The organism is Micrococcus sp. HOU01 (genome assembly GCF_035609305.1).
GTDB lineage: Bacteria > Actinomycetota > Actinomycetes > Actinomycetales > Micrococcaceae > Micrococcus > Micrococcus luteus.
Genome location: NZ_CP141211.1, coordinates 1,898,929 through 1,925,323, shown reverse-complemented (window position 1 = coordinate 1,925,323; position 26,395 = coordinate 1,898,929). Strand labels below are relative to the sequence as shown.

Annotated in this window: 23 protein-coding genes and 1 other RNA gene; 14 read left to right on the top strand and 10 right to left on the bottom strand. The window is 73.2% G+C overall.

What is annotated here, in order from left to right:
• Window positions 1-19: 19 nt before the first annotated feature.
• From SOY78_RS08805 to ssrA, 4 genes are all read left to right on the top strand, one after another.
• Window positions 20-829, top strand: coding sequence for a CoA transferase subunit A (locus SOY78_RS08805; RefSeq protein WP_041104295.1), 810 nt, complete (start codon window positions 20-22; stop codon window positions 827-829).
• Window positions 826-1,491, top strand: coding sequence for a CoA transferase subunit B (locus tag SOY78_RS08800; RefSeq protein ID WP_044659239.1), 666 nt, complete (start codon window positions 826-828; stop codon window positions 1,489-1,491). The genes SOY78_RS08805 and SOY78_RS08800 overlap by 4 nt, the downstream gene beginning before the upstream one ends.
• Window positions 1,492-1,620: 129 nt before the next feature.
• Window positions 1,621-2,136 carry an SsrA-binding protein SmpB gene (gene smpB, locus SOY78_RS08795; protein ID WP_044659238.1) on the top strand — a complete coding sequence of 172 codons (516 nt, stop codon included), beginning with the start codon at window positions 1,621-1,623 and terminating at the stop codon, window positions 2,134-2,136.
• A gap of 135 nt (window positions 2,137-2,271) precedes the next feature.
• Window positions 2,272-2,643, top strand: a transfer-messenger RNA (tmRNA) gene (gene ssrA / locus SOY78_RS08790).
• A gap of 79 nt (window positions 2,644-2,722) precedes the next feature.
• On the opposite strand, the gene SOY78_RS08785 is transcribed toward ssrA, so the two are convergent.
• The 5 genes from SOY78_RS08785 to aroA form a co-directional block, all read right to left on the bottom strand.
• Window positions 2,723-3,169: a CrcB family protein gene (locus tag SOY78_RS08785; RefSeq protein WP_041104299.1), complete on the bottom strand. Its 447-nt coding sequence runs from the start codon at window positions 3,167-3,169 to the stop codon at window positions 2,723-2,725.
• On the bottom strand, window positions 3,166-3,627 hold the full coding sequence (locus tag SOY78_RS08780; protein ID WP_414467875.1) for a FluC/FEX family fluoride channel: 462 nt from the start codon (window positions 3,625-3,627) through the stop codon (window positions 3,166-3,168). The genes SOY78_RS08785 and SOY78_RS08780 overlap by 4 nt, the downstream gene beginning before the upstream one ends.
• Before the next feature lie 101 nt (window positions 3,628-3,728).
• Window positions 3,729-4,568, bottom strand: coding sequence for a histidinol-phosphatase (gene hisN, locus SOY78_RS08775; protein ID WP_041104303.1), 840 nt, complete (start codon window positions 4,566-4,568; stop codon window positions 3,729-3,731).
• A gap of 29 nt (window positions 4,569-4,597) precedes the next feature.
• Window positions 4,598-5,698, bottom strand: a complete 1,101-nt coding sequence (gene rsgA / locus SOY78_RS08770) for a ribosome small subunit-dependent GTPase A (protein WP_044659234.1) — start codon at window positions 5,696-5,698, stop codon at window positions 4,598-4,600.
• On the bottom strand, window positions 5,698-7,128 hold the full coding sequence (aroA, locus tag SOY78_RS08765) for a 3-phosphoshikimate 1-carboxyvinyltransferase (protein WP_324701444.1): 1,431 nt from the start codon (window positions 7,126-7,128) through the stop codon (window positions 5,698-5,700). Before aroA ends, rsgA begins: the two co-directional genes overlap by 1 nt.
• A 200-nt stretch (window positions 7,129-7,328) precedes the next feature.
• Here aroA and SOY78_RS08760 point away from each other — a divergent pair, with 200 nt between their 5' ends.
• Together SOY78_RS08760 and rsrA are read left to right on the top strand one after the other, a co-directional pair.
• On the top strand, window positions 7,329-8,045 hold the full coding sequence (locus tag SOY78_RS08760) for a sigma-70 family RNA polymerase sigma factor (protein WP_036314006.1): 717 nt from the start codon (window positions 7,329-7,331) through the stop codon (window positions 8,043-8,045).
• Window positions 8,042-8,320, top strand: a complete 279-nt coding sequence (rsrA, locus tag SOY78_RS08755; protein ID WP_036381745.1) for a mycothiol system anti-sigma-R factor — start codon at window positions 8,042-8,044, stop codon at window positions 8,318-8,320. The genes SOY78_RS08760 and rsrA overlap by 4 nt, the downstream gene beginning before the upstream one ends.
• A 136-nt stretch (window positions 8,321-8,456) precedes the next feature.
• On the opposite strand, the gene SOY78_RS11785 is transcribed toward rsrA, so the two are convergent.
• The 3 genes from SOY78_RS11785 to SOY78_RS08745 all read right to left on the bottom strand — a co-directional run bounded on the left by SOY78_RS11785 (window position 8,457) and on the right by SOY78_RS08745 (window position 12,986).
• On the bottom strand, window positions 8,457-8,531 hold the full coding sequence (locus SOY78_RS11785; protein ID WP_095346645.1) for a 50S ribosomal protein bL37: 75 nt from the start codon (window positions 8,529-8,531) through the stop codon (window positions 8,457-8,459).
• 44 nt (window positions 8,532-8,575) lie between these two features.
• The gene (locus SOY78_RS08750) at window positions 8,576-9,181 is read right to left on the bottom strand and encodes a GDSL-type esterase/lipase family protein (RefSeq protein WP_041104309.1); all 606 of its coding nucleotides are present in this window, start codon (window positions 9,179-9,181) and stop codon (window positions 8,576-8,578) included.
• Between the two features lie 76 nt (window positions 9,182-9,257).
• A complete protein-coding gene (locus SOY78_RS08745; RefSeq protein WP_324701443.1) occupies window positions 9,258-12,986 on the bottom strand; it encodes a multifunctional oxoglutarate decarboxylase/oxoglutarate dehydrogenase thiamine pyrophosphate-binding subunit/dihydrolipoyllysine-residue succinyltransferase subunit in 3,729 nt (1,242 codons plus the stop codon).
• Between the two features lie 200 nt (window positions 12,987-13,186).
• Here SOY78_RS08745 and SOY78_RS08740 point away from each other — a divergent pair, with 200 nt between their 5' ends.
• The 6 genes from SOY78_RS08740 (at window position 13,187) to SOY78_RS08715 (ending at window position 20,024) form a co-directional block, all read left to right on the top strand.
• Window positions 13,187-14,668: a GuaB1 family IMP dehydrogenase-related protein gene (locus SOY78_RS08740; protein ID WP_324701442.1), complete on the top strand. Its 1,482-nt coding sequence runs from the start codon at window positions 13,187-13,189 to the stop codon at window positions 14,666-14,668.
• Window positions 14,669-14,852: 184 nt separating this feature from the next.
• A complete protein-coding gene (locus SOY78_RS08735) occupies window positions 14,853-16,169 on the top strand; it encodes a hemolysin family protein (protein ID WP_041104315.1) in 1,317 nt (438 codons plus the stop codon).
• Complete coding sequence (locus SOY78_RS08730; RefSeq protein ID WP_041104317.1) at window positions 16,166-17,224, top strand: hemolysin family protein; 1,059 nt, start codon at window positions 16,166-16,168, stop codon at window positions 17,222-17,224. The genes SOY78_RS08735 and SOY78_RS08730 overlap by 4 nt, the downstream gene beginning before the upstream one ends.
• A 75-nt stretch (window positions 17,225-17,299) precedes the next feature.
• Window positions 17,300-18,307 (top strand): metal ABC transporter substrate-binding protein, encoded by a 1,008-nt coding sequence (locus SOY78_RS08725; protein WP_324701441.1) that lies wholly within the window; start codon window positions 17,300-17,302, stop codon window positions 18,305-18,307.
• Between the two features lie 2 nt (window positions 18,308-18,309).
• Window positions 18,310-19,209: a metal ABC transporter permease gene (locus SOY78_RS08720; protein ID WP_041104321.1), complete on the top strand. Its 900-nt coding sequence runs from the start codon at window positions 18,310-18,312 to the stop codon at window positions 19,207-19,209.
• Entirely contained in the window at window positions 19,206-20,024 is an 819-nt protein-coding gene (locus SOY78_RS08715; RefSeq protein WP_141842605.1) for a metal ABC transporter ATP-binding protein, read from the top strand. The genes SOY78_RS08720 and SOY78_RS08715 overlap by 4 nt, the downstream gene beginning before the upstream one ends.
• 18 nt (window positions 20,025-20,042) lie before the next feature.
• Here the strand turns inward: SOY78_RS08715 and SOY78_RS08710 are convergent, their stop codons facing one another.
• Window positions 20,043-20,489: a Fur family transcriptional regulator gene (locus SOY78_RS08710; RefSeq protein WP_036381728.1), complete on the bottom strand. Its 447-nt coding sequence runs from the start codon at window positions 20,487-20,489 to the stop codon at window positions 20,043-20,045.
• 111 nt (window positions 20,490-20,600) lie between these two features.
• Between SOY78_RS08710 and SOY78_RS08705 the strand changes: the two genes are divergently transcribed.
• Together SOY78_RS08705 and SOY78_RS08700 are read left to right on the top strand one after the other, a co-directional pair.
• The gene (locus tag SOY78_RS08705) at window positions 20,601-21,728 is read left to right on the top strand and encodes a sulfurtransferase (RefSeq protein WP_036381724.1); all 1,128 of its coding nucleotides are present in this window, start codon (window positions 20,601-20,603) and stop codon (window positions 21,726-21,728) included.
• Window positions 21,729-21,772: 44 nt separating this feature from the next.
• Entirely contained in the window at window positions 21,773-22,201 is a 429-nt protein-coding gene (locus SOY78_RS08700) for an HIT family protein (RefSeq protein WP_036381721.1), read from the top strand.
• Between the two features lie 24 nt (window positions 22,202-22,225).
• On the opposite strand, the gene hrpA is transcribed toward SOY78_RS08700, so the two are convergent.
• Complete coding sequence (gene hrpA / locus SOY78_RS08695) at window positions 22,226-26,329, bottom strand: ATP-dependent RNA helicase HrpA (RefSeq protein ID WP_036381718.1); 4,104 nt, start codon at window positions 26,327-26,329, stop codon at window positions 22,226-22,228.
• Window positions 26,330-26,395 lie beyond the last annotated feature (66 nt).

Below are 26,395 nucleotides of genomic sequence, written 5' to 3'. Positions count from 1 at the left end.
GACAGAAAGGACCCCGGACATGGCTCTCGACAAGACCGTGGCCACGCCCGCCGAGGCGGTGGCGGACGTGCCGGACGGCGCGTCCCTGGCCGTCGGCGGCTTCGGGCTCTCCGGCAACCCCGTGCAGCTCATCGAGGCCCTGCTCGAGCAGGGCGCCACGGACCTGTCCGTCGTCTCCAACAACTGCGGCGTGGACGGCTGGGGCCTGGGCATCCTGCTCGGCGCGCGCCGGCTGCGGAAGATGACCTCCTCCTATGTGGGGGAGAACAAGGAGTTCGCCCGCCAGTACCTCAAGGGCGAGCTCGAGGTGGAGCTCGTCCCGCAGGGCACCCTCGCGGAGAAGCTCCGCGCCGGCGGCGCCGGCATCCCGGCGTTCTACACCCGCTCCGGCGTCGGCACCCAGGTGGCCGAAGGCGGCCTGCCCATGCGCTACGACGCGGACGGCACCGTGGTGAAGTCCTCGCAGGCCAAGCCCACGGACACGTTCGTGCTCGGCGAGGGCTACCTCAGCCAGACCCCGGACGAGCCCGAGACCTATGTGCTCGAACGCTCCATCGTCACCGACTTCTCCCTCGTGCACGCGTGGAAGGGCGACCGCCACGGCAACCTCGTGTTCCGCAAGGCCACCCGCCAGTTCGGCCCGCCCGCGGCCATGGCCGGCCGCGTGTGCATCGCGCAGGTGGAGGAGCTCGTCGAGCCCGGCGAGATCGACCCGGATGACGTGCACCTGCCCGGTGTCTTCGTGCACCGGATCGTGGAGGTCGGCACGGACATCGAGAAGCGGATCGAGAAGCGCACCGTGCGCGCGTCGGGGGAGGGGCGGGCATGAGCGAGCAGACCACCGGGCGTCCCCAGGGCCTGAGCCGCGACCAGATGGCGGCCCGCGCCGCGCAGGAGCTGCCGGACGGCGCCTACGTCAACCTCGGCATCGGCATGCCCACGCTGATCCCCAACCACATCCCCGCCGGGCGGTCCGTGGTGCTGCAGTCCGAGAACGGCATCCTCGGCACGGGCCCGTACCCCACGGAGGACGCCGTGGACCCGGACCTGATCAACGCGGGCAAGGAGACCGTCACCGTGAACCCGGGGGCGTCCTTCTTCGACTCCGCGCTGAGCTTCGGCATGATCCGCGGCGGCAAGATCGACGTCGCCGTCCTGGGCGGCATGGAGGTCTCCGCCGCGGGCGACCTGGCCAACTGGATGGTGCCCGGCAAGATGGTCAAGGGCATGGGCGGTGCGATGGACCTCGTCCACGGCGCCGGCCGCGTGATCGTCATGATGGACCACGTGTCCAAGGACGGCACCCCCAAGATCGTCGACCAGTGCACCCTGCCGCTGACCGGCCGCGCCGTCGTCGACCGCATCATCACGGACCTGGCCGTGATCGACGTCGTCGGCACCCCGGAACAGCCCCGCCTGGCGCTCGTGGAGACCGCGCCCGGCATCACCGAGGAGCAGGTCCGCGCGCTCACCGGCGCGCCGCTGGACTGAGCCGACGACGCCGCCCCGCGGCCCCGGCGCACCGCCTCGGCGGGCATCGGGCCGGCACGGGATAGACTGGACGGCCGCGCCCTGATCGGGGCGCGGCCGTCGCCGTGGACGCTGGAAGGACGTGAGGCCATGGGCAAGAACAGCAAGGGCAAGGCCGCCAAGCAGCCGGCCCCCGGCGAGCGCCAGGTGATCGCCAACAACAAGAAGGCGCGCCACGACTACACCATCCTCGACACGTACGAGGCCGGCATGGTGCTCACCGGCACCGAGGTGAAGTCGCTGCGCGAGGGCAAGGCCTCGCTCGTGGACGGCTTCGCGGTCTTCTACCGGGACGAGCTGTGGCTCGAGCAGGTCTACATCCCGGAGTACCTCAACGGCTCGTGGACCAACCACGCCGCCCGCCGCCGCCGCAAGCTGCTGCTGCACCGCGCCGAGCTGACGAAGATCTCCCGCCAGATCCAGGATCCGGGCCTGACCATCGTGCCGCTGTCCCTGTACTTCCTGAACGGGCGCGTGAAGGTGGAGATCGGCGTCGCGCGCGGCAACCGCGAATACGACAAGCGGCACAAGCTGCGCGAGCAGCAGGACAACCGCGAGGCCCAGCGGGCCATGCGGATGCGCAACCGGCGCGCCGGCGTGGCCTGAGCGCGGTGGACCCCTTGGGAATGCCTCGGGGGCGTGCTACGTTGTATCTCTCGCAGGGCCGGTTTCAGGACCGGCGGGCCTCGCGCCCTCCGCCTGCAGTGGTGATTGACAACCTCATAGAGGAGTCGCCCCCATGGGGCCGATCGGTTTCGACGGTGTGTGTCGCGTCGGGAGAAGCGGGCCGAGGATGCAGAGTCATCTCGTCAAACGCTCTCTGCAAACCAATAAGTGCCGAATCCAAGCGCACTGACTTCGCTCTCGCTGCCTGATCAGTGATCGAGTCCGTCACCCCGAGGTCGCTGTCGCCTCGGATCGTGGCGTCAGCTAGATAGCCACTGGGCGTCACCCTCGCCGGGGGTCGTGACGCCGACATCAATCCGGCTGGGTCCGGGTTGGCCGCCCGTCTGCGGGACGGCCAGGACCGAGCAACACCCACAGCAGACTGCGCCCGGAGAAGACCTGGCAACACCTCATCGGACGCGGGTTCAATTCCCGCCGGCTCCACTCACCACCACGGGAAGGCCCCGGAATCACCCCGATTCCGGGGCCTTCGTCGTGTCCATGCCGGTGTGCGGCGGCCCGCCCCTCAGCCGGCCAGGACGGCGTGCAGGCCCAGGCCGGCGCCCCAGCCGACGACGACGGCCACCAGCCCCAGCCCCAGATGCGCGGTCCACAGGCGGGCGGCTGTGCCCCATCGACGGGCGAGCGCGGCGTCAGCCGCCTCAGCGGCCACGGTGGACCACGTCCCCAGGGCGAGGCAGAACCCGGACACCACGGCGGACACCGCCGCGACGAGCACGAGCCCCTGCCCGTCGCCCCAGCTCTCGGAGGCGTACACCAGCTCCGGCACGGCCAGGCCGACGGTGACGCCGAGGAGCAGGGCCGCCGTCGTGTTGGCGGTGAGCAGACCCCGGGGGCCGAGCCGGTCGGTCAGGCGCCGGCGCACCAGGGCGCCGAGCGCCCCGCCCGCCGCGAGGCAGGCCAGGAGGGCCACCTGGAGGAGAGCGAAGACCTCGTATCCCGCGCCGCTCATGCGTCCTCCGCCGAACGATCCGTCCCGACCGCGCGCGACCCCGGGGCGCCACCGGCGCGCAGGCCGAGCACGGCCGCCGCCGTCGAGAGTGCAGCCATCAGCGCGAGCACCAGCAGCACCGCTACCGCCGCGGCGAGGACGCCACCCGCCCCGGACGCCGCGGCGCCCAGCCGCACCGGCCACAGCACCAGGGCGACGGCGCTGGAGATGGTGGTGAACGCACCGAGGAAGCCGGTTCCCAGCCCCGCCACCAGGCGTGGACGCCAGTCCGGCCCGCGGCGTCGCGAGGCCGCCCACAGCAGGCCGAGCAGGAACGAGCCGAGCACGTTCACCACGAACAGCGGCAGGGCCTGGACCAGCACGTCGACCGCCCCGAACGCGGCGCCGAACGTGCCGCGGAAGTTGGGCGCCCCGGCCAGCGCGGTCACCGCGTTCATCACCCCCGCACCGCACAGCACGCCCGCGGCACCGCCGAGGGCCACCGCACCCGCAGTGCCGGGCCGGCGATCTGTCCCGCGCCCGCCCCTCCGGTCGGCCGTCGTCTCCCCCCGCACTGCTATCAGGCGCCGCCCTCGGTCTCGTCACCCGCGCGGAGGCGGGCGAGGACGTCGTCGTGGAGCAGGCCGTTCGTGGCCAGCGCGTGCCCGCCGAACGGGCCGTCCTCGCCGTCCAGCGAGGTGAAGCGGCCGCCGGCCTCGCGCACGATCGGCACCAGAGCGGCCATGTCATGCAGCTCGAGCTCGGGCTCGGCCGCGATGTCCACGGCGCCCTCGGCGACGAGCATGTAGGACCAGAAGTCGCCGAAGCCGCGCACGCGCCACACGTCCGAGGTGAGCTGCAGGAACGCGCGGATCGAGCCGCGTTCGCGCCAGCCCTCGATCGAGGAGAAGGACAGCGACGCGTCCTCGACCCGGTCCACGCCGGACACGGTGATCCGCTGAGCACGCGTGAGCGAGGTGCCCGCGAAGGCGCCCTGGCCGGCCGCGGCCCACCAGCGACGGTGCAGGGCGGGGGCGGAGACGACGCCGACGACGGGCTCGCCGTCGATCAGCAGCGCGATGAGGGTGGCCCACACGGGCACGCCGCGCACGAAGTTCTTGGTGCCGTCGATGGGGTCGACCACCCACTGCCGGCCGGAGCGGCTCAGAGATCCGCCGAACTCCTCGCCCACGATGCCGTCGCGCGCCCGGGCACGGGACAGGGTCGAGCGGATGGACTCCTCGGCGGCGCGGTCCGCATCCGTGACAGGGGTGAGATCCGGCTTGGTGCTGACCTCGAGGTCCTGGGCCTTGAACCGGGACATCGTGATCGAGTCCACGTTGTCCGCCAGCATGTGGGCCAGCCGCAGGTCCTCCGTGAGGTCGCGGCCGCGGGTCGCAGGGTTCTCAGGTCGCTCCATGCCGCCCACGCTATACCGCGCGGGCCGCCTCAGTCCTCGGACGACGCCGCGTCCTCCGCCCCCGAGGGGGCCAGCCGGTTGCCGAGCAGACGCCGCAGCGAGGCCAGGCGTGCCGCTCCCGAGGGGCCGGCGTGGCCCGCGGCCACCCATGCGTCCAGGCCGCAGCCGGGGGAGTCGGCGGTGTGGGTGCAGCCGCGCGGGCAGTCCGCCAGCCCGCCGGCGAGGTCGTCGAACGCCTCCACCACGCGGTCCGGCTCGACCCAGCCCAGCCCGAAGGACCGGATGCCGGGGGTGTCCACCACCCAGGTGTCCGGCAGGGGGGCGCCGTCGTCGCCCGTCAGCGGCAGTGCGAGCGCGGACGAGGAGGTGTGCCGGCCCCGGCCGGTGACGGCGTTGACGTGGCCGGTGGCCCGTTCCGCGCCGGTGAGCGCGTTCAGCAGCGTGGACTTGCCGACGCCGGAGGGCCCCACGAACGCGCTGGTGTGCCCGATCAGCCGCTCGGCCACCCGGGCCACGAGCGAGGCGTCCAGGGCGGTGTCCCCGGTCTCGGCCTCGAAGGTCGCCGCACCGGAGGTCATCACCTCCAGGTCCAGGGCCTCGTAGTGCGCCACCAGCGCGGCCGGATCACGCAGGTCGGTCTTCGTGATGAGCAGCACCGGGTGGATGCCGGCGTCGTAGCAGGCGACCAGGGCGCGGTCGATGAAGCCGGTCCGGGGCTCCGGATTGGCCGCGGCCACCATGATCACCAGCAGGTCGGCGTTGGCCACCACCACCCGCTCGACCTCGTCCGAGTCGTCCGCCGACCGGCGCAGGACCGTGCTGCGCTCCTCGACACGGACGATGCGTGCGAGCGTGCCCTCGTCCCCGGAGAGGTCCCCGACGACGGCCACCCGGTCGCCCGTGGCGATCGGCGTGCGGCGCAGCTCGCGGGCGCGCATCGCCGTGATCCGCTCGTCCAGGCGATCCGGCAGCACCACGGCGTACCGGCCGCGGTCCACCGTGGTGACCATGCCGACCTGCGCATCCTCGTGCTTGGGCCGCTCCTTGGTGCGCGGGCGGGTGCCGCGTTTGGACGGGCGCACCCGGACATCGGACTCGTCCCACGCGGAGGGATCGAGGCGCCGGGCCATCAGCGGGCCTCCTCGGCCGCATCGCCGGGTGCCACGAGCGCGGTCCACAGTGCGGGGAAGTCCGGCATCGTCTTCGCGGTGGTCGCCACGTCCACGATGCCGGTCCCCGGCACGCGCAGGCCGACGACGGCGGCGAAGGTCGCCATCCGGTGGTCGTGGTAGGTCTCGAGGGCGGCGGGCGACAGCGGCCCCGACGCGTCCGTCCCCGGGAAGCCGAGCGACGTCTCGTCCTCGTCCACGGTGATCCCCAGGCGGGCGGCCTCGGCGGTGAGCGCGGCGAGCCGGTCCGTCTCATGGCCCCGCAGATGGCCGATCCCCGTCAGGCGGGTGGGCCCGGAGGCCAGCAGGGCGAGCGCGGCCGCGGTGGGGGCGAGCTCGGCCGTGTCCGCGATCTCACCGGCGCCGGTGATGCGGGGCGCGCCGTCGTCGTGGACCGCCCCCGTCACCGTGAGCCGGCCGCGGGAGCGGTCCGTGCGGTCGACCGTGAGGGCCACGCTCGCCCCGAACTGCGGCAGGATCCGCCGCCAGCGGTCGCCGATCTGCGTCGTGCGGGTGGGCCAGTCCGGCACCGTCACGGAGCCGCCCGTGGCCACGGCGGCGGCCAGGAAGGGGCCTGCGTTGGACAGGTCCGGCTCGACGGTCGCCTCGTGTGCCGGGATGCGCCCCGGGGCCACGGTCCACGCCCCGGGACCCGTCTCGGCGACGTCCACCTCGAGCGCGCGCAGCACCCCGACGGTCATCGCGACGTGCTCCGGGCTCGGCACGGTCTCCCCGGTGTGCCGCAGCCGAAGACCGCGCGGCATCCCCGCGGCCGCCAGCAGCGCGGCGGACAGGAACTGGGAGGAGCCGGAGGCGTCGACCGCGACCTCCGGCACGTCGCCGTCGGGGGCCACCGTGGCCGCGTCCGCGCGGGTCGTCGTCGTGAAGGGCAGGCGACCGGGCTCACCCTCCTCGACGACGGCCACCCCGAGCTGGCGCAGCGCGTCCAGGACCGGGGCCATCGGGCGCAGGCGCGCGCCGGTGTCGCCGTCGAAGCGGACCCGGCCGGGCCGCAGCGCGGCGACGAACGGGACGAAGCGCATGACCGTCCCCGCCAGTCCGCAGTCCACGGCGACATCCCCGGCCAGCGGCGCGCCGACCGGCATCGGATGCACCCGCAGTCCGCCGTCGGACAGGGGCTCGAACCGGGCCCCGAGCGCTGTGAGCGCCGTGCGCATCAATGCCGTGTCCCGCGACTCGAGGACGCCGTGCAGGACGCACGGACCGTCGGCGAGCGCGGCGAGCACGAGATGCCGGTTCGTCAGCGACTTCGATCCCGGCAGCCGCACCTCTCCGCGCACCGGGCCGCGCGCCACGGGCGCGGGCCAGGTCTCGGCGGCGTCGGGACGGGGGGCGGGGGAGTGCGCGGCGGCACGCGTGGGGCGGGTCACCGGACCAGCCTATCCGGCGGCTGTCGGCCGGGGTCGGCCTGTCGCGGGGGAATACCTGGAACGCTCCTGGCGCTCCACTGGACGACCCCGTACCCGTGTCGGCGCACCGGTCCCGCTCGCCGCGGACCGCAGCCGGAGAGGAGCCCCGCATGAGCGCCGCCCTGCTGACGCATCCCTCCCGGACCGTAGACTGGCCCGCGATGAGCACTGACAACAGCCGGCCGGAATTCGCCCGGCCCGAGGACGCCCCCGAGCACGACCGCGCCGACATCGACGTCGCCGCCGAGTCCGAACAGCAGCGCCGTGCCCGGTTCGAGCGTGACGCCCTCGAGTTCGTGGACCAGTTGTACTCCGCTGCGCTGCGCATGACGCGCAACCCGCAGGACGCCGAGGACCTGGTCCAGGAGGCGTACACGAAGGCCTACTCCTCGTTCCACCAGTACCGGCCCGGCACCAACCTCAAGGCCTGGCTCTACCGGATCCTCACGAACACGTACATCAACCTCTACCGCAAGCGGCAGCGCCAGCCCCTCGAGGCGGACAACCCTGAGGTGGAGGACTGGCAGATGGCCCGGGCCGCCGAGCACACCTCCGGTGGCCTGCGCTCGGCCGAGACGGAGGCCCTCGACCGGCTGCCCGACTCCCAGGTGAAGGACGCCCTGCAGGCGATCCCGGAGGAGTTCCGGCTCGCCGTCTACTTCGCGGACGTGGAGGGCTTCGCCTACAAGGAGATCGCCGAGATCCTCGACGTGCCGATCGGCACCGTCATGTCGCGGCTGCACCGCGGCCGCAAGCAGCTGCGCGAGCGCCTCGCGGACTACGCGGCCGCGCGCGGCATCAAGGCCCAGCCGAAGAAGAAGACCGGGCGCGGCGGCACGAAGCAGACCGAGACGAGCACGAAGGAGGCCACGCGATGACCGCGGACCAGCACGGCCATGAGTGCCGCGACGCCCAGGACGCCTCCCTGGAGCGGCTGTACCAGTACCTGGACGGCGCCCTGACGCCCGAGGACATCGAGCAGGTGCGCGCCCACGTGGCGGAGTGTCCGGACTGCCGGCACCAGAAGGAGCTCGAAGAGCTCATCCGCTCGGCGGTGCGTCGGTGCTGCCAGGAGAAGGCGCCCGCGCAGCTGCGGGCCACCATCATGACCCGCATCACCCAGATCTCGACGACGACCGTCACCTGGGGCTGACACCGCGACATGCGGACCCGTGGGCACCCGATCGGGCGCCCCGACGATGACGAAGGGCCGTCCCCTGAGGGGACGGCCCTTCGTGGTCTGCGGTCGCCGGGTGGCACCCGGCCGGTCCGCGACGCCGATCAGCGGATCAGGCGTTGGGACGCTTGCCGTGGTTGGCGCCGTTCCTGCGGCGGTCGCGACGCTTGCGTGCACGCTTGCTCATGACGTCTCCCTTCAACGAGTCGGTCGGTGGTCCATTCTGTCACATCAGGCCGTGGGCTCAGGCAGACCGAGCCACTGGTACCAGCCCCGGTGCAGCACGAGCCACGCGATGAGCCCGTGGCCCGCCTGGCCCGGCCGGCCCTGGCCGGAGGCGAGGTCCGCGCGCCACTGCTCGTGTCCCACCAGCGGGGTGAACGTGTCCACGTACACGTGGTTGCGCCGGTCGGCCACATCCAGGTAGGCGGCGTTGAGCTCGGCGAGCCGGGCGTTGCGCTGCTCGTCCAGGGTGGGCGTGGGGCCCACCACGAGCACCGGGATGTTCCGCTGCGAGGCGGTGTCCAGGACGTTGGCCAGGTTCAGCCGCGAGCGGGCGGTCGAGGTGGCCTCCAGGTCCAGGTCCGCGTCGGACAGGGCCACGACGAGGCGGTTCTCCGTCTCCTCGGAGAAGCGCCGCGAGGCCTCGCCCCACCAGCGCTCGTTGAGGTCCTCGGTGGTCTCGTGCGGCACGGCCAGCACGTAGTTCTCCAGCTCCACGTCGGGGGCCTGGGTGCGGGCGAGCACGCGGCCCCACCAGCCGATGGCGCGGGCGTCGCCCGCACCGGCCAGCAGCTGGTCGCCGACGGCGGCGATCCGGATCCGGCGGTTGTGCACAGTGTGTCCTTTCGTCGGCCGATCCGGCGCCGCCGCCGCACCGGAGGGTGCGGCGGCGGCGCAGGGTCGGTCCGGGTCAGCGGCCGAAGGCGGCGTCCAGCAGCGTGCTGAGCTCCTGGTCGTGGCGGCCCTTGGTGCCCGCGGAGGTCGCGGCCGAGGCCGGGCGGGACACGAGGGTCACGGGGCCGTCGAGCTGCGGCACGAGGTTCAGTGCCATGAACGGCCACGGGCCCTGGTTCGCGGGCTCGTCCTGCACCCAGGTGACGTCGGCGACCGGGTAGGCGCGGAGCGCCTTGCGGATCTCGTCGAGCGGCAGCGGGTAGAGCTGCTCCACCCGCACGATCGCGGTGGACGTGTCACCGGACTTCTCGCGGCGGGCGAGCAGGTCGTAGTACAGCCGGCCGGAGACCAGCACCACGCGCGTGACGTCCTTGGCGTCCACCCCGGCGTCCGGGATGACCGGCTGGAAGCCGCCCTCGGTGAAGTCCTCCACCGAGTTCGCGGCGGCCTTGAGGCGCAGCAGCTGCTTCGGGGTGAACACGATGAGGGGCCGACGCGGGCGGGCGTAGGCGTGCTCGCGCAGCAGGTGGAAGTGGTTCGCGCCCGTGGAGGGGTTGACCACGCGCATGTTGTCCTCGGCGCACATCTGCAGGAAGCGCTCGATGCGGGCGGAGGAGTGGTCCGGCCCCTGTCCCTCGTAGCCGTGGGGGAGGAGCAGGACCACGGACGAGGTCTGCGACCACTTCTGATCGGCCGAGGAGATGAACTCGTCGATGATCGTCTGCGCGCCGTTCACGAAGTCGCCGAACTGGGCCTCCCACAGCACGAGGGCGTCGGAGCGCTCCACGGAGTAGCCGTACTCGAAGCCGAGGGCGGCGTACTCGGACAGCAGCGAGTTGTAGACCCAGAACTTCGCCTGGTCCTCGGAGAGGTGCCTCAGCGGCGCCCACGTGTCGCCGGTGATCCGGTCGTGGAACACCGAGTGGCGCTGCGTGAAGGTGCCGCGCTGGGAGTCCTGGCCCGCCAGGCGGACCGGCACGCCCTCCATGAGCAGCGAGCCGAAGGCCGCCAGCTCGGCGAAGCCCCAGTCGATGCCGCCGTCGACGGCCATCTTGGCGCGGCGCTCGAGCAGGGCCGCGAGCTTGGGGTGGACCGTAAAGCCCTCGGGCACGTCGATGTGCGCCTGCCCGATGGCCCGCAGCGTCTCGGCCGAGATGGCCGTGGACGCCGGCGCCTCCGGGGCCGCGTCCCGGTCCTCGGCCGGGCGGAGGCCCTCGTCGCCGGAGGTGGGCGCGTCCTCGTGGGTCTCCGCGAAGACCCGCTCCAGCTGCTGCTGGTAGTCCTTCAGGGCGCTGTCCGCCTCCTCCTGCGTGATGTCGCCGCGGCCCACGAGGGACTCGACGTACAGCTTGCGGGTGGAGCGCTTCTGCTCGATGAGGTTGTACATGCGCGGCTGCGTCATCGACGGGTTGTCGCCCTCGTTGTGGCCGCGGCGGCGGTAGCAGACGAGGTCGATGACGACGTCCTTGTTGAACCGCTGGCGGTACTCGAAGGCGAGCTGGGCCACGTGCACCACGGACTCCGGCTCGTCGCCGTTGACGTGGAAGATCGGGGCCTGGATGGTCTTGGCCACGTCGGTGGAGTACACCGCGGAGCGCGCCTGGGTCGGCGGCGTGGTGAAGCCCACCTGGTTGTTCACGATCACGTGGATCGTGCCGCCGGTGCGGTAGCCGGGCAGCTGCGAGAGCTGCAGGACCTCGGTCACGACGCCCTGGCCCGCGAAGGCCGCGTCGCCGTGCACGAGGATCGGCAGCACGGAGAAGGAGTCCGGGCGCTGGCCACCCAGATCGAGGCGGTCCTGCTTGGCGCGCACGACGCCCTCGAGGACCGGGTCCACAGCCTCCAGATGCGAGGGGTTCGCGGCGAGATACACGCGGGTGCTGTTGCCGGCGTCGGACACGAAGGTGCCCTCGGTGCCCATGTGGTACTTCACGTCGCCCGAGCCCGAGGCGCCGCCCGGGGTGGCCCCCTCGAACTCGCGGAAGACCTGGCTGTAGGTCTTGCCGGCGATGTTGGTGAGCACGTTCAGGCGACCGCGGTGCGCCATGCCGATGGCGACCTCGTCCAGTCCGGCGTCGGCGGCGTCGCCGAGGATGCCGTCCAGCAGCGGGATGAGGGACTCGCCGCCCTCCAGGGAGAAGCGCTTCTGGCCGATGTACTTGGTCTGCAGGAACGTCTCGAACGCCTCCGCGGCGTTGAGGCGGCCCAGGATGCGCAGCTGCTCCTCGCGGGTGGGCTTGGCGTACGGCTGCTCGAGCTTCTCCTGCAACCAGGCGCGCTCGGCCGGGTCCTGGATGTGCATGTACTCGACGCCGATGGCGCGGCAGTACGCGTCACGCAGCACGCCGAGGATCTTGCGCAGGGTCAGGCTGCTCGCCCCGCCGAAGCCGCCGGTGGGCCACTCGCGGTCCAGGTCCCACAGGGTGAGCCCGTGCTCGCGGATGTCGAGGTCCGGGTGGTAGGCCATCGAGTACTCGAGCGGGTCCACGTTGGCCAGCAGGTGGCCGCGGTCCCGGTATGCGTGGATGAGCTGCTGGATGCGGGCGACCTTGCCGACCTGCTCCTCCGGGTTCACCTGCACGTCCTGGGCCCAGCGGACGGGCTCGTAGGGGATGCGCAGGGAGTGGAAGACCTCGTCGTAGAAGCCGTCCTCGCCCAGCAGGAGGCCGTGCACGATCTTCAGGAACTCGCCCGAGCCGGCGCCCTGGATCACGCGGTGGTCGTACGTGGAGGTGAGGGTGATCGTCTTGGAGATCGCCAGGTCGTGCAGCGTGGACTCGGCGGCGCCCTGGAAGGCGGCCGGATAGGTCAGCGCGCCGACGCCGATGATGGCGGCCTGGCCCTGGGACAGGCGGGGCACCGAGTGCACGGTGCCGATGCCGCCCGGGTTGGTCAGGGAGACCGTGGTGCCGGCGTAGTCGTCCATCGTCAGCTTGTTCTTGCGGGCGCGCTGGACGAGGTTGTCGTACGCCTTCCAGAAGCCGCGGAAGTCGAGGGTCTCGGCGGCCTTCACGTTCGGGACCACGAGCGCGCGGGTGCCGTCCGGGCGGGGCAGGTCGATGGCCAGGCCGAAGTTCACGTGGGCCGGCTCCACCATGGTGGGCTTGCCGTCGCGCTCCTCGTAGGTCACGTTCATCGAGGGCATGGCCGCGAGCGCGCGGACCACGGCGTAGCCGATGAGGTGGGTGAAGGAGACCTTGCCGCCGCGGGTGCGGGCCAGGTGGCTGTTGATGACCACGCGGTTGTCGATCAGCACCTTGGCCGGCAGGTCGCGCACGGTGGTGGCGGTGGGCATGGATAGGGAGGCGTCCATGTTCGTGGCCACGGCCTTGGCCATGCCCTTGAGGACGGTGGCCTTCTCCTGCTTCTCGTCCGCGGTGGTGGCGGTGTCGGCGGGCTCGGAGGGCACGGCCTGGGCCGCCGGGGTCTTCTTGGGCTTGGGGCCGGTGCTGACCGAGGTCTCCTTGGGCTGCGCACCCCGGGCCGGGGCGGTCGCCGCCTTCGGCTCGGTCACCTTGGCGGTGGCCTTCGGCTCGGCCTTGGCGGCGGTCTTCGGCTCGGTCTTGGCGGCGGCCTTCGGCTCGGCCTCGGCGGCGGGGGCGCTGGCCTCGAGACGGGCGAAGATCTGTGCCCACTGCCGGTCCACGGAACCGGAGTCCTCGCGGTACTTCCGGTAGATCTCGGCCACCAGCCGTTCGTTCCCCGGGAACTCCTGTGCGAGCCGGTCCGACGTGAGTTCTGGCACTGTGTAACGCCTCTTCCTGAGCCTTGGGATGCGATGTGCTGCGCCGGGCCACCCGCGCGGCGCGCGTGGGGCCGGGAACGCCTCGAGACATCATAGTTCTTCGACGCCCCCGGTCGGAATGCCGCGGCCTCGGCTCGACTCCGCTCCCGGCGGACGCGCGGGGGCCTCACGGCGTCCGCCTCGTCTGGGAGACTGACGCCATGCGCTTCCTCACCGACCCGGCCGTCGACCTGACGTACAACGACGTCTTCCTCGTGCCCTCACACTCGGACGTCGCCAGTCGCATGGACGTGGACATCGCCCCGGATGACGGCACGGGCGCCACCATCCCCCTGGTCTCCGCCAACATGACCGCCGTCACCGGGCGCCGGATGGTCGAGACCATGGCCCGGCGCGGCGGTCTCGGGATCCTGCCGCAGGACATCCCGGCGGACGTGATCCGGGACGTCGTGCGTCGGGTGAAGGCGGCCCACCCCGTGGCGGACACCGCCCTGACCGTCGGCCCGCAGGACACGGTGCTGGACCTGCTCCACCTCGTGGACCGCCGCAACCACGGGGCCGTCTGCGTGGTGGACGCGCACGGCGGGCTGCTCGGCGTGGTCCGCCCCCAGGACTGCGAGGACGTGGACCGCTTCACCTCGGCCGCCTCCGTCATGCACCCTCCGGTGGTGACCCTCACGCTCGCCGAGCTCGGCGGCACGGACGGCGCCCCGGACAAGGACGCGCTGCGGGCGGCCTTCGAGCGCCTGCACGCCGCGCACCAGGAGATGGCCCCCGTCGTGGACCCGGCGGTGGGCACCGCCGCCCCCGTGCTGCGCGGGGTCGTCACCGCGGCGGGCCTGCTGCGCTCGTCCTTGTTCACGCCCGGTCTCGACGACGGCGGACGGCTCCGGGTCGGCGCCGCCGTCGGCATCAACGGGGCGGTGGGGGAGAAGGCCGCCGCCCTGGTCGAGGCCGGCGTCGACGTGCTCGTCGTGGACACCGCGCACGGTCATCAGCAGACCATGCTGGATGCGCTCGCCGCCGTGCGGGCCCTCGACCCCGGTGTGCCCGTGGTGGCCGGCAACGTCGTCTCCGGCGACGGCGTCCGGGACCTGGTCGCGGCGGGCGCGGACATCGTCAAGGTGGGCGTGGGCCCGGGCGCGATGTGCACCACGCGCATGCAGACCGCGGTGGGCCGACCGCAGTTCTCGGCGGTCCTGGAGTGCGCCGCCGCGGCCCGCGAGCTCGGGGCACGCGTGTGGGCGGACGGCGGGGTGAAGCACCCGCGGGACGTGGCGCTCGCGCTGGCCGCCGGAGCCAGCTCGGTGATGATCGGCTCGTGGTTCGCGGGGACGCTCGAGTCTCCGGGCGACCTCGTGCACGGTCCGGACGGTCGGCGGTACAAGGAGAGCTTCGGCATGGCCTCGGCCCGCGCGGTCCAGCACCGCACCCGCCACGAGGACGCCTTCACCAAGGCCCGCAAGGCGATGTTCGAGGAGGGCATCTCCTCCTCGCGCATGTACGTGGACCCGCGCCGCCCCTCGGTGGAGGACCTGCTGGACACCATCACGTCCGGTGTGCGCTCGTCGCTGACCTACGCCGGCGCCCACGACCTGGCGGAGTTCCGTGAGCGCGCCGTCGTCGGCCTGCAGTCCGCGGCGGGCTACGAGGAGGGCCTGCCGGTCGCCTCGTCGTGGTGAGGCGGCCGCATGCCCCTGCTCGTTCCGCCGGGGCCTGACGCCCCTATACTGGGCGGACTATGGATCACCCTGACACCTGTGTGCCAGACCGCTCGTCCGCCCACGCGGACGCGGCCGGATCGGAGCCTTCCAGTCCCGGTGCCCCGCACCGCCGCCCGGCCCGCCGTCGAGGGGGTGAGGTCGGGTGGAGTGGCTCCTGCTGATCCTCGGCCTGGCCCTGATCGTGGGCACCGGGTTCTTCGTGGCCGTCGAGTTCGCCATGATCGCGATCGACGTGCCCACCGTGCAGCGCATGGTGGACGCGGGTGACCGCGGCGCCGAGCCCCTGCTGCGCTGTCTCAAGTCACTCTCGACCCAGCTCTCCGCGTGCCAGCTGGGCATCACCCTGACCACACTGCTCACCGGCTACGTGATGGACCCGGCGATCAGCCGGCTCATCGACCCGCTGCTGCTCCAGGTGGGGCTGCCGGCCGGCGTGGTGGGCACCGTCTCGCTCGTCGTCGCGATGGTCGTGGCGACCCTGCTCTCGATGCTCCTCGGCGAGCTGATCCCCAAGAACATGTCCATCGCCGAGCCCATGGCGATCGGCCGCGCACTCGCCCGGCCCCAGCTCGTGTTCAGCACCGTGTTCAAGCCGGCGATCCTGGTCCTGAACGGGTTCTCCAACGGCGTGCTGGCCCGCGTGGGCATCGAGGCCAAGGAGGAGATCTCCGGCGCCCGCAGCCCCGAGGAGCTCTCCTCGCTGGTCCGCCGCTCGGCCCAGCTGGGCACGCTCGACGCGCAGACCGCCACGTTCCTGGACCGGACGCTGCGCTTCGCGGACCGCACCGCCGCGGACGTGATGACCCCGCGCATCCGCGTGGAGACGGTGAGGGAGGACCAGGCTCTGCCCGAGGTCCTGGACCTGGCCCGCAGCACCGGCTACTCGCGGTTCCCCGTGATCGGCGACTCCTCGGACGACATCCGCGGCGTGGTGCACGTGAAGAAGGTCGTGGCCGTGCCGCGGGAGCGCCGCGCCGACCTCGAGGCCGGTGCACTGATGACGGAGGTCATCCGCGTGCCGGAGACCGTGCACCTGGACCAGCTGCTGGCCGAGCTGCGCGACGCGAACCTGCAGATGGCCGTCGTCGTGGACGAGTACGGGGGCACCGCAGGGGTGGTCACGCTCGAGGACGTGGTGGAGGAGATCGTCGGCGAGGTCGCGGACGAGCACGACCGCGTCACCCCGGGGGTCCTCCAGACGGCCTCCGGCCGCTGGTACTTCCCGGCGGAGCTGCGGCCCGACGAGGTGCGGACCCAGATCCCGGCCCTCGTGGTGCCGGAGGACGGGGCCTACGAGACCGTCGGCGGGTACATCCTGGCCCGACTGGGGCGCCTGGCGGAGGTCGGGGACGTGGTGGACGTGGACGGCGGCACCCTGACGGTCGAGCGGATGGACGGCCGCCGCATCGAGCGCGTGCGCTTCGACCCGGCCGCTGAGGACGAGGAGACGCGCGCATGAACGGGGACGTCGTCGGACTGCTGTGGCTGGTGGTCCTGTTGGCCGCCAACGCCTTCTTCGTGGCGGGCGAGTTCGCCGTCATGGGCGCCCGCCGGGCGCAGATCGAGCCGCGGGCCGAGGCCGGCTCCCGCCAGGCCCAGGTGGCGCTCTACGCGATGGAGCACGTCTCCCAGATGCTGGCCGTCTGCCAGCTCGGCATCACGGTGTGCTCCCTGCTCATCCTCAACGTGTCCGAGCCGGCGCTGCACCACCTGCTCGTCGTCCCGATGGCCGCCCTCGGGGTCCCGTCCGCGGCGGCGGACGTGACCGCCTTCGTGCTCGCGCTGCTGGTGGTCACCTTCCTGCACGTGACCCTGGGCGAGATGGTGCCCAAGAACGCCGCCGTCTCGTTCGCGGACCGCGCCGTGATGCTGCTGGCCCAGCCGCTCGTGTGGCTCTCGAAGCTGCTGCATCCCGTCGTGGCCGCGCTGAACTGGACGGCCAACCTCGTGCTGCACGCCCTGCGCATCGAGCCGAAGGACGAGGTGGCCTCCTCCTACACGCTCGAGGAGGTGCAGTCGATCGTGGCCGAGTCCACCCGCTCGGGCACCCTGGAGGACGAGTCCGGCGTGCTGCACTCGGCCCTCGAGTTCTCGGACCACCGGGCCGGGGACGTGATGGTGCCGCTCGAGCGGGTCGTCACCGTCCCCGAGGGGATCACGCCGCACGACTTCGAGTGGACCGTGGGCCGCGTGGGCTTCTCCCGGTTCGTGGTCGAGGACCCCGACGGCGGCTACACCGGCTACCTGCACCTGAAGGACGTCCTCACCGTGGGCCCGTCGGGACACGACGAGCCGATCCCGCTCACGCGCGTGCGCTCGCTGGCCAACGTGCGGCTCGAGGACGAGGTCGAGGACGCACTCGCGCTCATGCAGCGCACGGGCTCCCACCTCGCCCGGGTCATCACGCCCGAGGGCGAGACCGCGGGCATCCTCTTCCTCGAGGACGTGCTCGAGGAGCTCGTCGGGGAGATCAACGACGTGACGCAGTCGCCACGTCGGTTCCGGCCCGCGTGAGCGTCGCGCGGGCGGCGCGGTGCTACTGTTGAGAACCGATTTCACACATCCTCCCGACACGAACGAGGTCGCCCCATGCTCCGCCGCCGTCGTCTGCCCGCCCTGACCGGGGCCCTCACCGCGCTCACCCTGAGCCTCGCCGCGTGCGGCGGGACCAGCGGCGACTCCGCGGGCGAGCAGGCCGCGGGCGCCTCTGCTGCCGCCGGGTCCGGCTCGGCCGCGGGCGCGCCCGTGGCCGTCGCCACGACGACGCAGCTCGGCTCCGTGCTCGACCGCGTGGTCGCGTGCGCCGACGCCCGCAGCGTCACGGTGATGGGCCCGGGGGATGATCCGCACAACTTCTCCGCCTCGTCCGCGCAGGTGAAGGACATGGTCTCCTCCGGCCTCGTGTTCTCCAACGGCCTCGGCCTCGAGGGCGGCATGGAGTCCGCCCTCGCCAACGCCGAGGCGGACGGCGCGACCGTCGTCGAGGTGGCGCCCCAGCTGGATCCGCTGCCCTTCGGCGGCCATGACCACGCCGAGGAGGGGGCGGGCCACGAGGGCCATGACCACGGGTCCGAGGACCCGCACGTCTGGATGGACGTCGCCCGCATGGCGAGGGCCGCCGAGCTGATGGGCGACACGCTCGCCCAGGAGCGGGGTGACGAGAGGTTCGCCGAGTGCGGCGCGACCGTGCGCGGGGAGCTCGAGCAGACGGACACGCAGGTCCGGGAGATCCTCGCCGGGGTCCCGGAGGACCGCCGCACGCTGGTCACGGACCACGACGCCTACGGCTACTTCAGCGAGGCCTACGACTTCACCGTGTCCGGCGTCGTCGTCCCGGGCGGCTCCACCGACGGCGAGCCCTCCTCCCAGGAGATCGCCGAGCTCGCCCGGTCCATCCGCGACGGCGGCGCAGACGCCGTGATCACGTCCGTGGGCGCGCGCAACAGCCTCGTGGACACCGTGGCCGAGGAGGCCGGCGACCTGCCGGTCATCGAGGTCTACGAGGGCGGCGTCGGCCCGAAGGACACCCCGGAGGCGGACTACGCCGAGGCCATGCTCCTCAACGCCCGCACCCTCGCCGACGCGCTGGAGGGCTGAGGATGGACTGGCTGCTCGAGCCCTTCCAGATGGGATTCCAGCAGCGCGCCCTCGTCGGCGGACTCATCGCCGTGGTGATGTGCTCGGTCGTGGGCACGTGGCTGGTGCTGCGCGGGATGAGCTTCTTCGGGGACGCGTTCGTGCACGGTGTCCTGCCGGGCATCGCCCTGGCGGTCGTCACCGGTGGCAGCCCCCACCTCGGTGCGGCGGTGGCCGCCGTCGTCATGATGGCGGGCATCTCGCTGGTGCACCGGGCCACCACCCTCAAGGAGGACACCGCCATCGGCCTGCTCTTCGTGGGGATGATGGCCCTGGGCGTGGTGATCATCTCCAAGTCGGACTCCTACACGGGATCGCTCACGTCGATCCTGTTCGGCGATGTGCTGGGGGTCAGCGTGGACGGCATCGTGACCCAGGCGGTCATCGCCGTCGTGGTGATCGCCCTGGCCCTGCTGCTCTACCGGCCCCTGCTGGCACTGAGCTTCTCCGAGGTCAAGGCGCGCTCGCTGGGCATGCGACCGGGGCTGACGCACACGCTGCTGCTGGTGATGATCGGCGCGGCCGTGATCGGTTCGTTCCAGGCGGTGGGCACGGTGCTCGTGTTCGGCCTCCTCGTGGGACCGCCCGCGACGGCGGCGCTGCTGACGCGCAGCGTGCCCCAGATGATGCTCGTCTCCGTCGTGATCGGCGCGGCGTGCGTCGTCACCGGGCTCACCCTCAGCTACCGGCTGGGCACGGCGGGTTCGGCCACCATGGCGCTCATGCCGATCCTGCTGTTCTTCGTGGTGCTCGCCGTCCGCGCCGCCGTGCTGGCGCTCCTGGGCCGGCACGTGCGCTCGCGCGCGCAGCGTGAGCAGGAGGCGCCGGTCGTGGCCCTGCCCGGAGCGGAGGCCCCCCGATGAACGCGTCCTTCCCCGCGGGCGCCGCGGCGACCCCGCCTCCCCTCGCGGTCGCCCGGGCGCTCGAACTGCGCCACGGCTCGCACGTGGCCGTCCGACCCTCCGACTTCACCCTGCCGGCCCGGCGGCTGATCGCGGTGATCGGGCCCAACGGCTCCGGCAAGTCCACGCTGCTGACCGCCCTGGCGGGCCTGAGCGACCCGGCCTCCGGTGCGCTGGAGGTGCTCGGCGAGAACCCGCGGCGGCGCTCGCAGCGCACCTCCTTCGTGATGCAGTCCATCGGCGTGCCCCAGGGAGTGCCGGTGACGGTGCGCGACGTCGTCGGGATGGGCCGGTACCCCACGCTCGGGTGGTTCCGCCCGTTCCGGAAGCAGGACCGGGACATCGTGCGGGCCGCCATGGAGCGCATGCAGGTCGCGGACCTGGCACGGCGGCACCTCGACCAGCTCTCCGGCGGCCAGCGCCAGCGCGCCTACGTGGCCCAGGGCCTCGCCCAGGACCACGACGTGCTGCTGCTCGACGAGCCGATGACGGGCCTCGACATCGTCTCCGCCCGCACGATCGACGACCTCCTCCACGAGGAGCCGACGCGCGGGGTGTCCGTGGTCTACACGACCCACGATCTCGACGAGGCCGCGGAGGCGGACCATGTGGTCCTGATGGGCGGGCGTGTCGTGGCCTCCGGCCCGCCGCGGAACGTGCTCACGGTCGAGAACCTGGACATCGCCTACGGCCGGGGCGCCCTGCACGGGCCCTCCACGGCGGTCGAGGACCCGGCGGACTTCCTGGACGACCCCGCGGGCGGCATCCGCCACTGACCGGGGCCCGGCCCGGGGTCAGGCCGCGCGGGTGCGCCCCTCGGCCCGGCAGCGGGCACACACACCGGTGATCTCCACCGTGTGGTCCGCGTCCGTGAAGCCGTGCTCCGCGGCGACGGCGGTGGCCCATGCCTCGACGTGGGGGGCGGTGACCTCGACGGTGGTCCAGCAGATCCGGCACACCAGGTGGTGATGGTGGCCCTCGTCCTCGCACCGGCGGTACACGGACTCGCCGTCGTCGCGGCGGAGCATGTCCACGAGCCCGTCGTCGAGCTGCTGCTGCAGGGTCCGGTACACGGTGGCCAGCGAGACGCGTTCGCCCTGGTCCTGGAGGCGGGCATGGAGCTCCTGCGCGCTCACGAAGTCCGGGATGCGGTCCAGGGCTCGGTCGACGGCGGCCTTCTGCCGGGTCGCCCGGGGACGGGCGGCACGGGGGCTGGGCTCGGGGGCGCTCACGGTGCTCACGACTCCTTCTGCGGCGGCTGCCGCCTCCTCCGCGCGGTCCGGAACAGGTCCGCGCGGGCCATCCTCCAGGTTATCAGCGACGCCGAAGGGGGCGTGGAGTAGGGTGTCCGGGTGCACAGCGAGACCCCGGACCCATCCCCTGTCCCGGACCGCGACGGCGCCGCCCCCGATCGACCCGACCCGCTGATCGTCGTCGACGAGGGGCAGGGCCGCGTCGTCCCGGCGCCCACGGCGGCCCCGTCCTCGCCCCATGACGCCGGCGGCGACCCCGACGCGGACGCCGACGGCGTCGATCCCGAGGCTGCCGTGCCGCCCACCCTGGTGACGGTGGACGTGCTGGCCGGCTGGCTCGGCCTGGCCCCCGTCGAGGACCTGCCGCCGGTGCCCGAGGGCCCGGCCTACGCCCAGCCGGGACGATGCCGCCCGAACCGGGTGATCCTGCTCGACGTCCGGTTCCGGGCCACGGCGGGCGGGCCCGACCACGCCGCCTATCTCCAGGGCCATCTGCCGGGCGCCGTCTACGTCTCCCTGCCCAGCCAGCTCGCCGGCCACGCCGGCCCGGCGGCGGGGCGTCACCCCCTGCCGGACGCGCGCCAGTTCGCGGAGACCGTGCGGATGTGGGGGATCGACGAGGGCGACACCATCGTGGTCTACGACGACGACCACGGCCTGTCCGCCGCGCGCGCCTGGTGGCTGCTGCGCCACGCGGGGCTGCGGGACTCCATGCTCCTGGACGGCGGCCTCGAGGCGTGGCGCGCCGCGGGCCTGCCCCTGCAGCCCGGCGAGGTCATCCCGGTGCCCGGCACCGCCCGGCCGTCGTGGGGCCGCATGCCCGTCGTGGACACGGCCGGCGCGGAGGCGATGGCCTCCGGCGGTCTGCTCCTCGACGCGCGGGCGGCCGAGCGGTACCGCGGGGAGGTCGAGCCCTTCGACCCCGTGGCCGGTCACATCCCCGGGGCGCGGAACGTGTCCACGGCGGAGAGCATCGCCGAGGACGGCCGCCTGCGGCCCGCCGCGGAGCTGGCGGAGCGGTTCGACGCCGTCGGCGTGGACGACGCCACTCCCGTGGCCGTGTACTGCGGCTCGGGCATCACCGCGGCGCACGCCGTGCTCACCCTGGCCGTCGCGGGGCGACCCGGAGTGGCGCTCTACCCGGGTTCGTGGTCAGCATGGGTCCAGGACCCGTCCAACGCCGTCGCGGTCGGCCCCGAGCCCGACGGCGCGTCCGGCCGGGACTGACGAGCCCCGGGGCCCCGCCCCGCCGACCCCCAGGAGGACCCTCCATGGCCACCGTCTTCAGCAGGATCATCGCCGGCGAGCTGCCCGCCCGCTTCGTGTGGCAGGACCAGACGTGCGTCGCGTTCCTGTCCGCCGCGCCGCTCCAGCCGGGGCACGCGCTCGTGGTGCCCCGTGCGGAGGTGGACGAATGGGTGGAGGTCGACCCGGCGCTGGTCACGCACCTGACGACGGTCGCCCAGCAGATCGGCAAGGCGCAGGTGGCGGCGTTCTCCGCCCGCCGGGCCGGGCTCATGATCGCCGGCTATGAGATCCCGCACCTGCACGTGCACGTGTGGCCCTCCACCTCGCTGGCCGACTTCGACCTGGCCCGCGTGGACAACGCCCCCGATCCGGCGGACCTGGACGCCGCCGCCGCCCGCCTCCGCGCGGCCCTGCGGGACCTGGGCCACGGCGAGGTCGTCCCGCAGGACTGACGGCCCGCGCCGCCCGGGCCCGACTCAGGCGCGCGTGGCCCGGGCGAGCGCCTGACGCACCCGCTTCTCGGAGACCGAGACCGCCGTGCCCAGCTCCTGGGCGAAGAACGAGACGCGCAGCTCCTCGATGAGCCAGCGCACCCGCTCCAGCTCCGCGGGCACGGGCGTGCCCGCGAACCGGGCGCGATGGGCCGCGACGGCGGCGTCGAACTCGTCCTCGAGCCCCTGCACCACCGCCATGTGCTGCCCGTCGCGCTGCAGGTGGCCGCCGGCGTCCAGCCGGTCCAGGCGCGTCAGCATGCCCTGCAGGTAGCGCGGCAGGTGCTGCAGCCGCTCCCAGCCCGTGGCGGCCACGAAGCCGGGGAACACGAGCTGCTCGAGGTGTGCCTTCACGTCCGACAGCGCCGGTGCGAGGGCGAGCGAGACCGAGCCCTTGAGCCGGCGTCGCACCTGCGCGGCCCGGGAGAGCACCTGCTCCACCAGGGACGTGACGGCGAAGACCGTGTCGATCAGGTCGGCCCGCACCCGGTCGAACAGGGCGCGGAACGCGGCCTCGTCGAACGGCAGCTCGTCCCCGACGAGACGGTCCACGGCGGCCTGGGTGCAGTCCGCGACGAGGGAGTCCACCGAGCCGTGCGGGTTCTGGGTGAAGGTGAGCTTCTCCCTGTTGTCCAGGTGGTCCAGCACGTAGCGCTGGGGGCTGGGCAGGGTGGCCAGCAGCAGCCGGATCACCCCGGCCCGGTGCCAGGCCGCCTGGTCCTCCGCGGACCGGGCCACGGTCAGGCCGGCCGCGGGGCCGCCGTCGGGCGTGGTCTCGGGCACCAGGCTCGGGTAGCCCGTGATGGCGGGGCCGCGCGCCCCGGCCGCGGTGGAGACGGTCTTCGGCACCGTGCCGATGCTCCACGAGGTCAGCCCGTGCCGCTCCTCGAAGGCCGGCGTCGCGCCGGACCGCCCGGGGCCCTCCGGGCGACGGCGTCCCTCGGCCCCGGCCCGCGCGTCGGCCTGGGCACGGCCGCCGCGGCCCTTGCCGCGCGGCCCCGGCCGGGCCGAGGCGGGGTCGTCGGTGCCGGCGAGCCGGGCGGCGATCGCGGAGCGGTTGGCCTGCGCGAGCCGGGCCTGCAGCGCGGGCAGGTCCTGGCCGGCGCCCATCACGGCGCCGCGGGCGTCCACGACGCGGTAGTCCATCCGCAGGTGCAGGGGCACCGCGTCCGGGGCCCACAGTCCGGGCTCCACCACCACGCCGCGCACCCGACGCACGGCCGCGGACAGCGCCTCCGGCAGCTCGTCCCGCAGCGGGTCGGCGTGGGCCTCGAGGTCCGCCACGAGCTGCTGGGCCACGTCCGGGGCGGGCACGAGGTTCTTGCGCACCGCCTTGGGCAACGCCTTGATGAGGGCGGTGACGAGCTCGACCCGCAGGCCGGGGACCAGCCATGCGAAGGGACCGGGGGAGACCTGGTTGAGCAGCAGGATCGGCACGGCCACGGTCACGCCGTCGGTGCCGGCCGCGCCGGTCGGGTCGAACGTGTACTCGAGGTCGAGCTCCACGTCGCCGCCGGGCATCGGATACGAGAACGTGGTGGGGAACGCGTCGGTGTCCAGGTCCTCGGCGTCGGCGGTGAGCAGGGCGGCGACGTCGAGGTCTAGCAGGTCCGGCTGCTCCTGGCGCGCCTTCTTCCACCACGCGTCGAAGTGCCGCTCGGAGACGACGTTCGCCGGGATCCGCGCGTCGTAGAAGGCGAACAGGTCCTCGTCCCCGATCCGCAGGTCGCGGCGGCGCAGGCGCGTCTCGAGGGCGTCGACCTCCTCGAGCGCGGCCCGGTTGCGGGCGAAGAACCGGTGGCGCGTGCGCCAGTCGCCCTCCACGAGGGCGTGCCGGATGAACAGCTCGCGGGAGAGCTCCGGGTCGATGCGGCCGTACCGGACCGAGCGGTCCGGGATCAGGGTGACGCCGAACAGCGTCACCTTCTCGCGCGCGACGACGGAGCCCGCCCGCCGCGACCAGTGCGGCTCGTTGTAGGCCCGCTTGACGAGGTGGCCGGCGACCTCCTCGGCCCACTCCGGCTCGATCCGGGCCACCGTGCGCGCCCACAGCCGTGAGGTCTCCACGAGCTCGGCGGCCATGACGAACGGGTGGCGCTTCTTGAACAGGGCGGAGCCGGGGAACACGGCGAAACGGGTGCCGCGGGCGCCCGCGTACTCGCGACGGCGCTCGTCGTAGGCGCCGATCTGCGCGAGCAGGCCGGTGAGCAGGGACTTGTGCACCGCCTCGTGCCGGCCCACCGGGTCCACGGGTCCGGCCTCGACGGTGAGGCCCACGTCCTTGGCGAGCTGGCGCAGCTGGCGCACCAGGTCCTGCCACTCCTGCACGCGCAGCCAGTTGATGTGCTCGCGGCGGCACAGCTTCCGGAACTGGGAGCCGGAGAGCTCCTGCTGCCGTTCGCGCAGGTAGGCCCACAGGTTCAGGATCGCGGAGAAGTCCGAGTTCTCGTCCGCGAACCGGCGGTGCAGCTCGTCCGCGGCCTCACGCTGCTCCGTGGGGCGCTCGCGGGGATCCTGGATGGTCAGGGCCGCGGCGATCACCATGACCTCCCGGACGCAGCCGCGCTCACCGGCCTCGAGGATCATGCGACCCAGCCGCGGGTCCACCGGCAGTCGGGCCAGGCGGCGTCCGACCCGGGTGATGGTGCCCGCGCGGGCGCCGCCGGCCTCGAGCGCGCCGAGCTCGGTGAGCGTGGTGGCGCCGTCGGTGACCTGGCGGCCGTCCGGCGGCTGGACGAAGGGGAACTCCTGGACGTCGCCCGGGGTGCGGGCCACGCCGAGGGAGAGCATCTGCAGGATCACCGAGGCCAGGGAGGTGCGCAGGATCTCCGGGTCCGTGAACTCGGGGCGGGAGAGGTAGTCCTCCTCCGAGTACAGGCGGATCGCGATGCCGTCCGAGGTGCGGCCGGACCGGCCCGAGCGCTGGTTCGCGCTGGCCTGGGAGACGCGCTCGATCGGCAGGCGCTGCACCTTGGTGCGGTTCGAGTACCGCGAGATGCGCGCGGTGCCCGTGTCGATCACGTACTTGATGCCCGGCACGGTCAGGGACGTCTCGGCGACGTTCGTGGCCAGCACGATCCGCCGGCGCACCCCGGCCCCGGCGCGGCCGAACACGCGGTGCTGCTCCGCCATGGACAGGCGGCCGAACAGCGGCAGGATCTCCGTGCCGGCCAGGCGCGTGGTGCCGGCGACGACGCCGGTCAGGTGGTCCGCGGCCTCGCGGATCTCCCGCTCGCCCGGCAGGAACACGAGGATGTCGCCCGGCGGCTCGGCGGCCAGCTCGAGGACGGCGTCGCCGATCGCGTCGAGGGGGTCGCGGGTCTCGGCGGCGTCGTCCGCGTCGTCCTCGGGGTCGTCCGGGGAGGGCTCGTCGGTCAGCGGCCGGTAGCGGATCTCGACGGGGTAGGTACGCCCCGAGACCTCGATGATCGGCGCCGGGACCACGTGTCCGCCGTCGTCGGCCTCCACCGCGTCCGCATGGTCCTCGCCCTCGGCCAGCGGCCGGCCGAAGTGGCGGGCGAAGCGCTCCGGGTCGATGGTGGCCGAGGTGATGATCACCTTCAGGTCCGGGCGCTGGGGCAGCAGGTTGCGCAGGTAGCCCAGGAGGAAGTCGATGTTGAGGCTGCGCTCGTGGGCCTCGTCCACGATGATCACGGAGTAGCGGCGCAGCTGCGGGTCATGGGGGATCTCGGCCAGCAGGATGCCGTCCGTCATGACCTTGACCCGGGTGGCCTTCGAGGTCTGGGCCGTGAAGCGGACCTGGTAGCCGACCGTCTGCCCGATCTCCTCGCCCAGCTCCTGCGCGATGCGCTCGGCCACGGAGCGGGCGGCGATGCGCCGGGGCTGGGTGTGGCCGATCGAGCCGACCTCCCCGAGCCCGAGGGCCAGGCACATCTTCGGCAGCTGCGTCGTCTTGCCCGAGCCGGTCTCACCCGCGACGATCACCACCTGGTGGTCGCGGATCGCGGCCATGATCTCCTCGCGACGCTCCGCCACCGGCAGGTGTTCGGGGAACGTGATCGCGGCGGCGTCGTGGGGTGTCGCCGACGGCTGCGCGGCGGGCGTGGAGGGCGGGGGAGTCTGCGTCATGACGGCCTCCATCCTAGGCGCGCGGGGGCCCGGGCCGACCCGGACGGGGACGAATCGGGGCGGATC

What these genes read in the sequence shown, in the direction of transcription:
- hisN (WP_041104303.1), bottom strand. Translation starts at nt 4,568, where the DNA reads ATGGAGCGACCTGAGAACCCTGCGACCCGCGGCCGCGACCTCACGGAG.
- SOY78_RS08715 (WP_141842605.1), top strand. Translation starts at nt 19,206, where the DNA reads ATGAACGCGTCCTTCCCCGCGGGCGCCGCGGCGACCCCGCCTCCCCTC.
- rsrA (WP_036381745.1), top strand. Translation starts at nt 8,042, where the DNA reads ATGACCGCGGACCAGCACGGCCATGAGTGCCGCGACGCCCAGGACGCC.
- SOY78_RS08730 (WP_041104317.1), top strand. Translation starts at nt 16,166, where the DNA reads ATGAACGGGGACGTCGTCGGACTGCTGTGGCTGGTGGTCCTGTTGGCC.
- rsgA (WP_044659234.1), bottom strand. Translation starts at nt 5,698, where the DNA reads ATGGCCCGGCGCCTCGATCCCTCCGCGTGGGACGAGTCCGATGTCCGG.
- hrpA (WP_036381718.1), bottom strand. Translation starts at nt 26,329, where the DNA reads ATGACGCAGACTCCCCCGCCCTCCACGCCCGCCGCGCAGCCGTCGGCG.
- SOY78_RS08805 (WP_041104295.1), top strand. Translation starts at nt 20, where the DNA reads ATGGCTCTCGACAAGACCGTGGCCACGCCCGCCGAGGCGGTGGCGGAC.
- SOY78_RS08760 (WP_036314006.1), top strand. Translation starts at nt 7,329, where the DNA reads ATGAGCACTGACAACAGCCGGCCGGAATTCGCCCGGCCCGAGGACGCC.
- SOY78_RS08785 (WP_041104299.1), bottom strand. Translation starts at nt 3,169, where the DNA reads ATGAGCGGCGCGGGATACGAGGTCTTCGCTCTCCTCCAGGTGGCCCTC.
- SOY78_RS08700 (WP_036381721.1), top strand. Translation starts at nt 21,773, where the DNA reads ATGGCCACCGTCTTCAGCAGGATCATCGCCGGCGAGCTGCCCGCCCGC.
- SOY78_RS08725 (WP_324701441.1), top strand. Translation starts at nt 17,300, where the DNA reads ATGCTCCGCCGCCGTCGTCTGCCCGCCCTGACCGGGGCCCTCACCGCG.
- SOY78_RS08740 (WP_324701442.1), top strand. Translation starts at nt 13,187, where the DNA reads ATGCGCTTCCTCACCGACCCGGCCGTCGACCTGACGTACAACGACGTC.
- smpB (WP_044659238.1), top strand. Translation starts at nt 1,621, where the DNA reads ATGGGCAAGAACAGCAAGGGCAAGGCCGCCAAGCAGCCGGCCCCCGGC.
- SOY78_RS08720 (WP_041104321.1), top strand. Translation starts at nt 18,310, where the DNA reads ATGGACTGGCTGCTCGAGCCCTTCCAGATGGGATTCCAGCAGCGCGCC.
- SOY78_RS08800 (WP_044659239.1), top strand. Translation starts at nt 826, where the DNA reads ATGAGCGAGCAGACCACCGGGCGTCCCCAGGGCCTGAGCCGCGACCAG.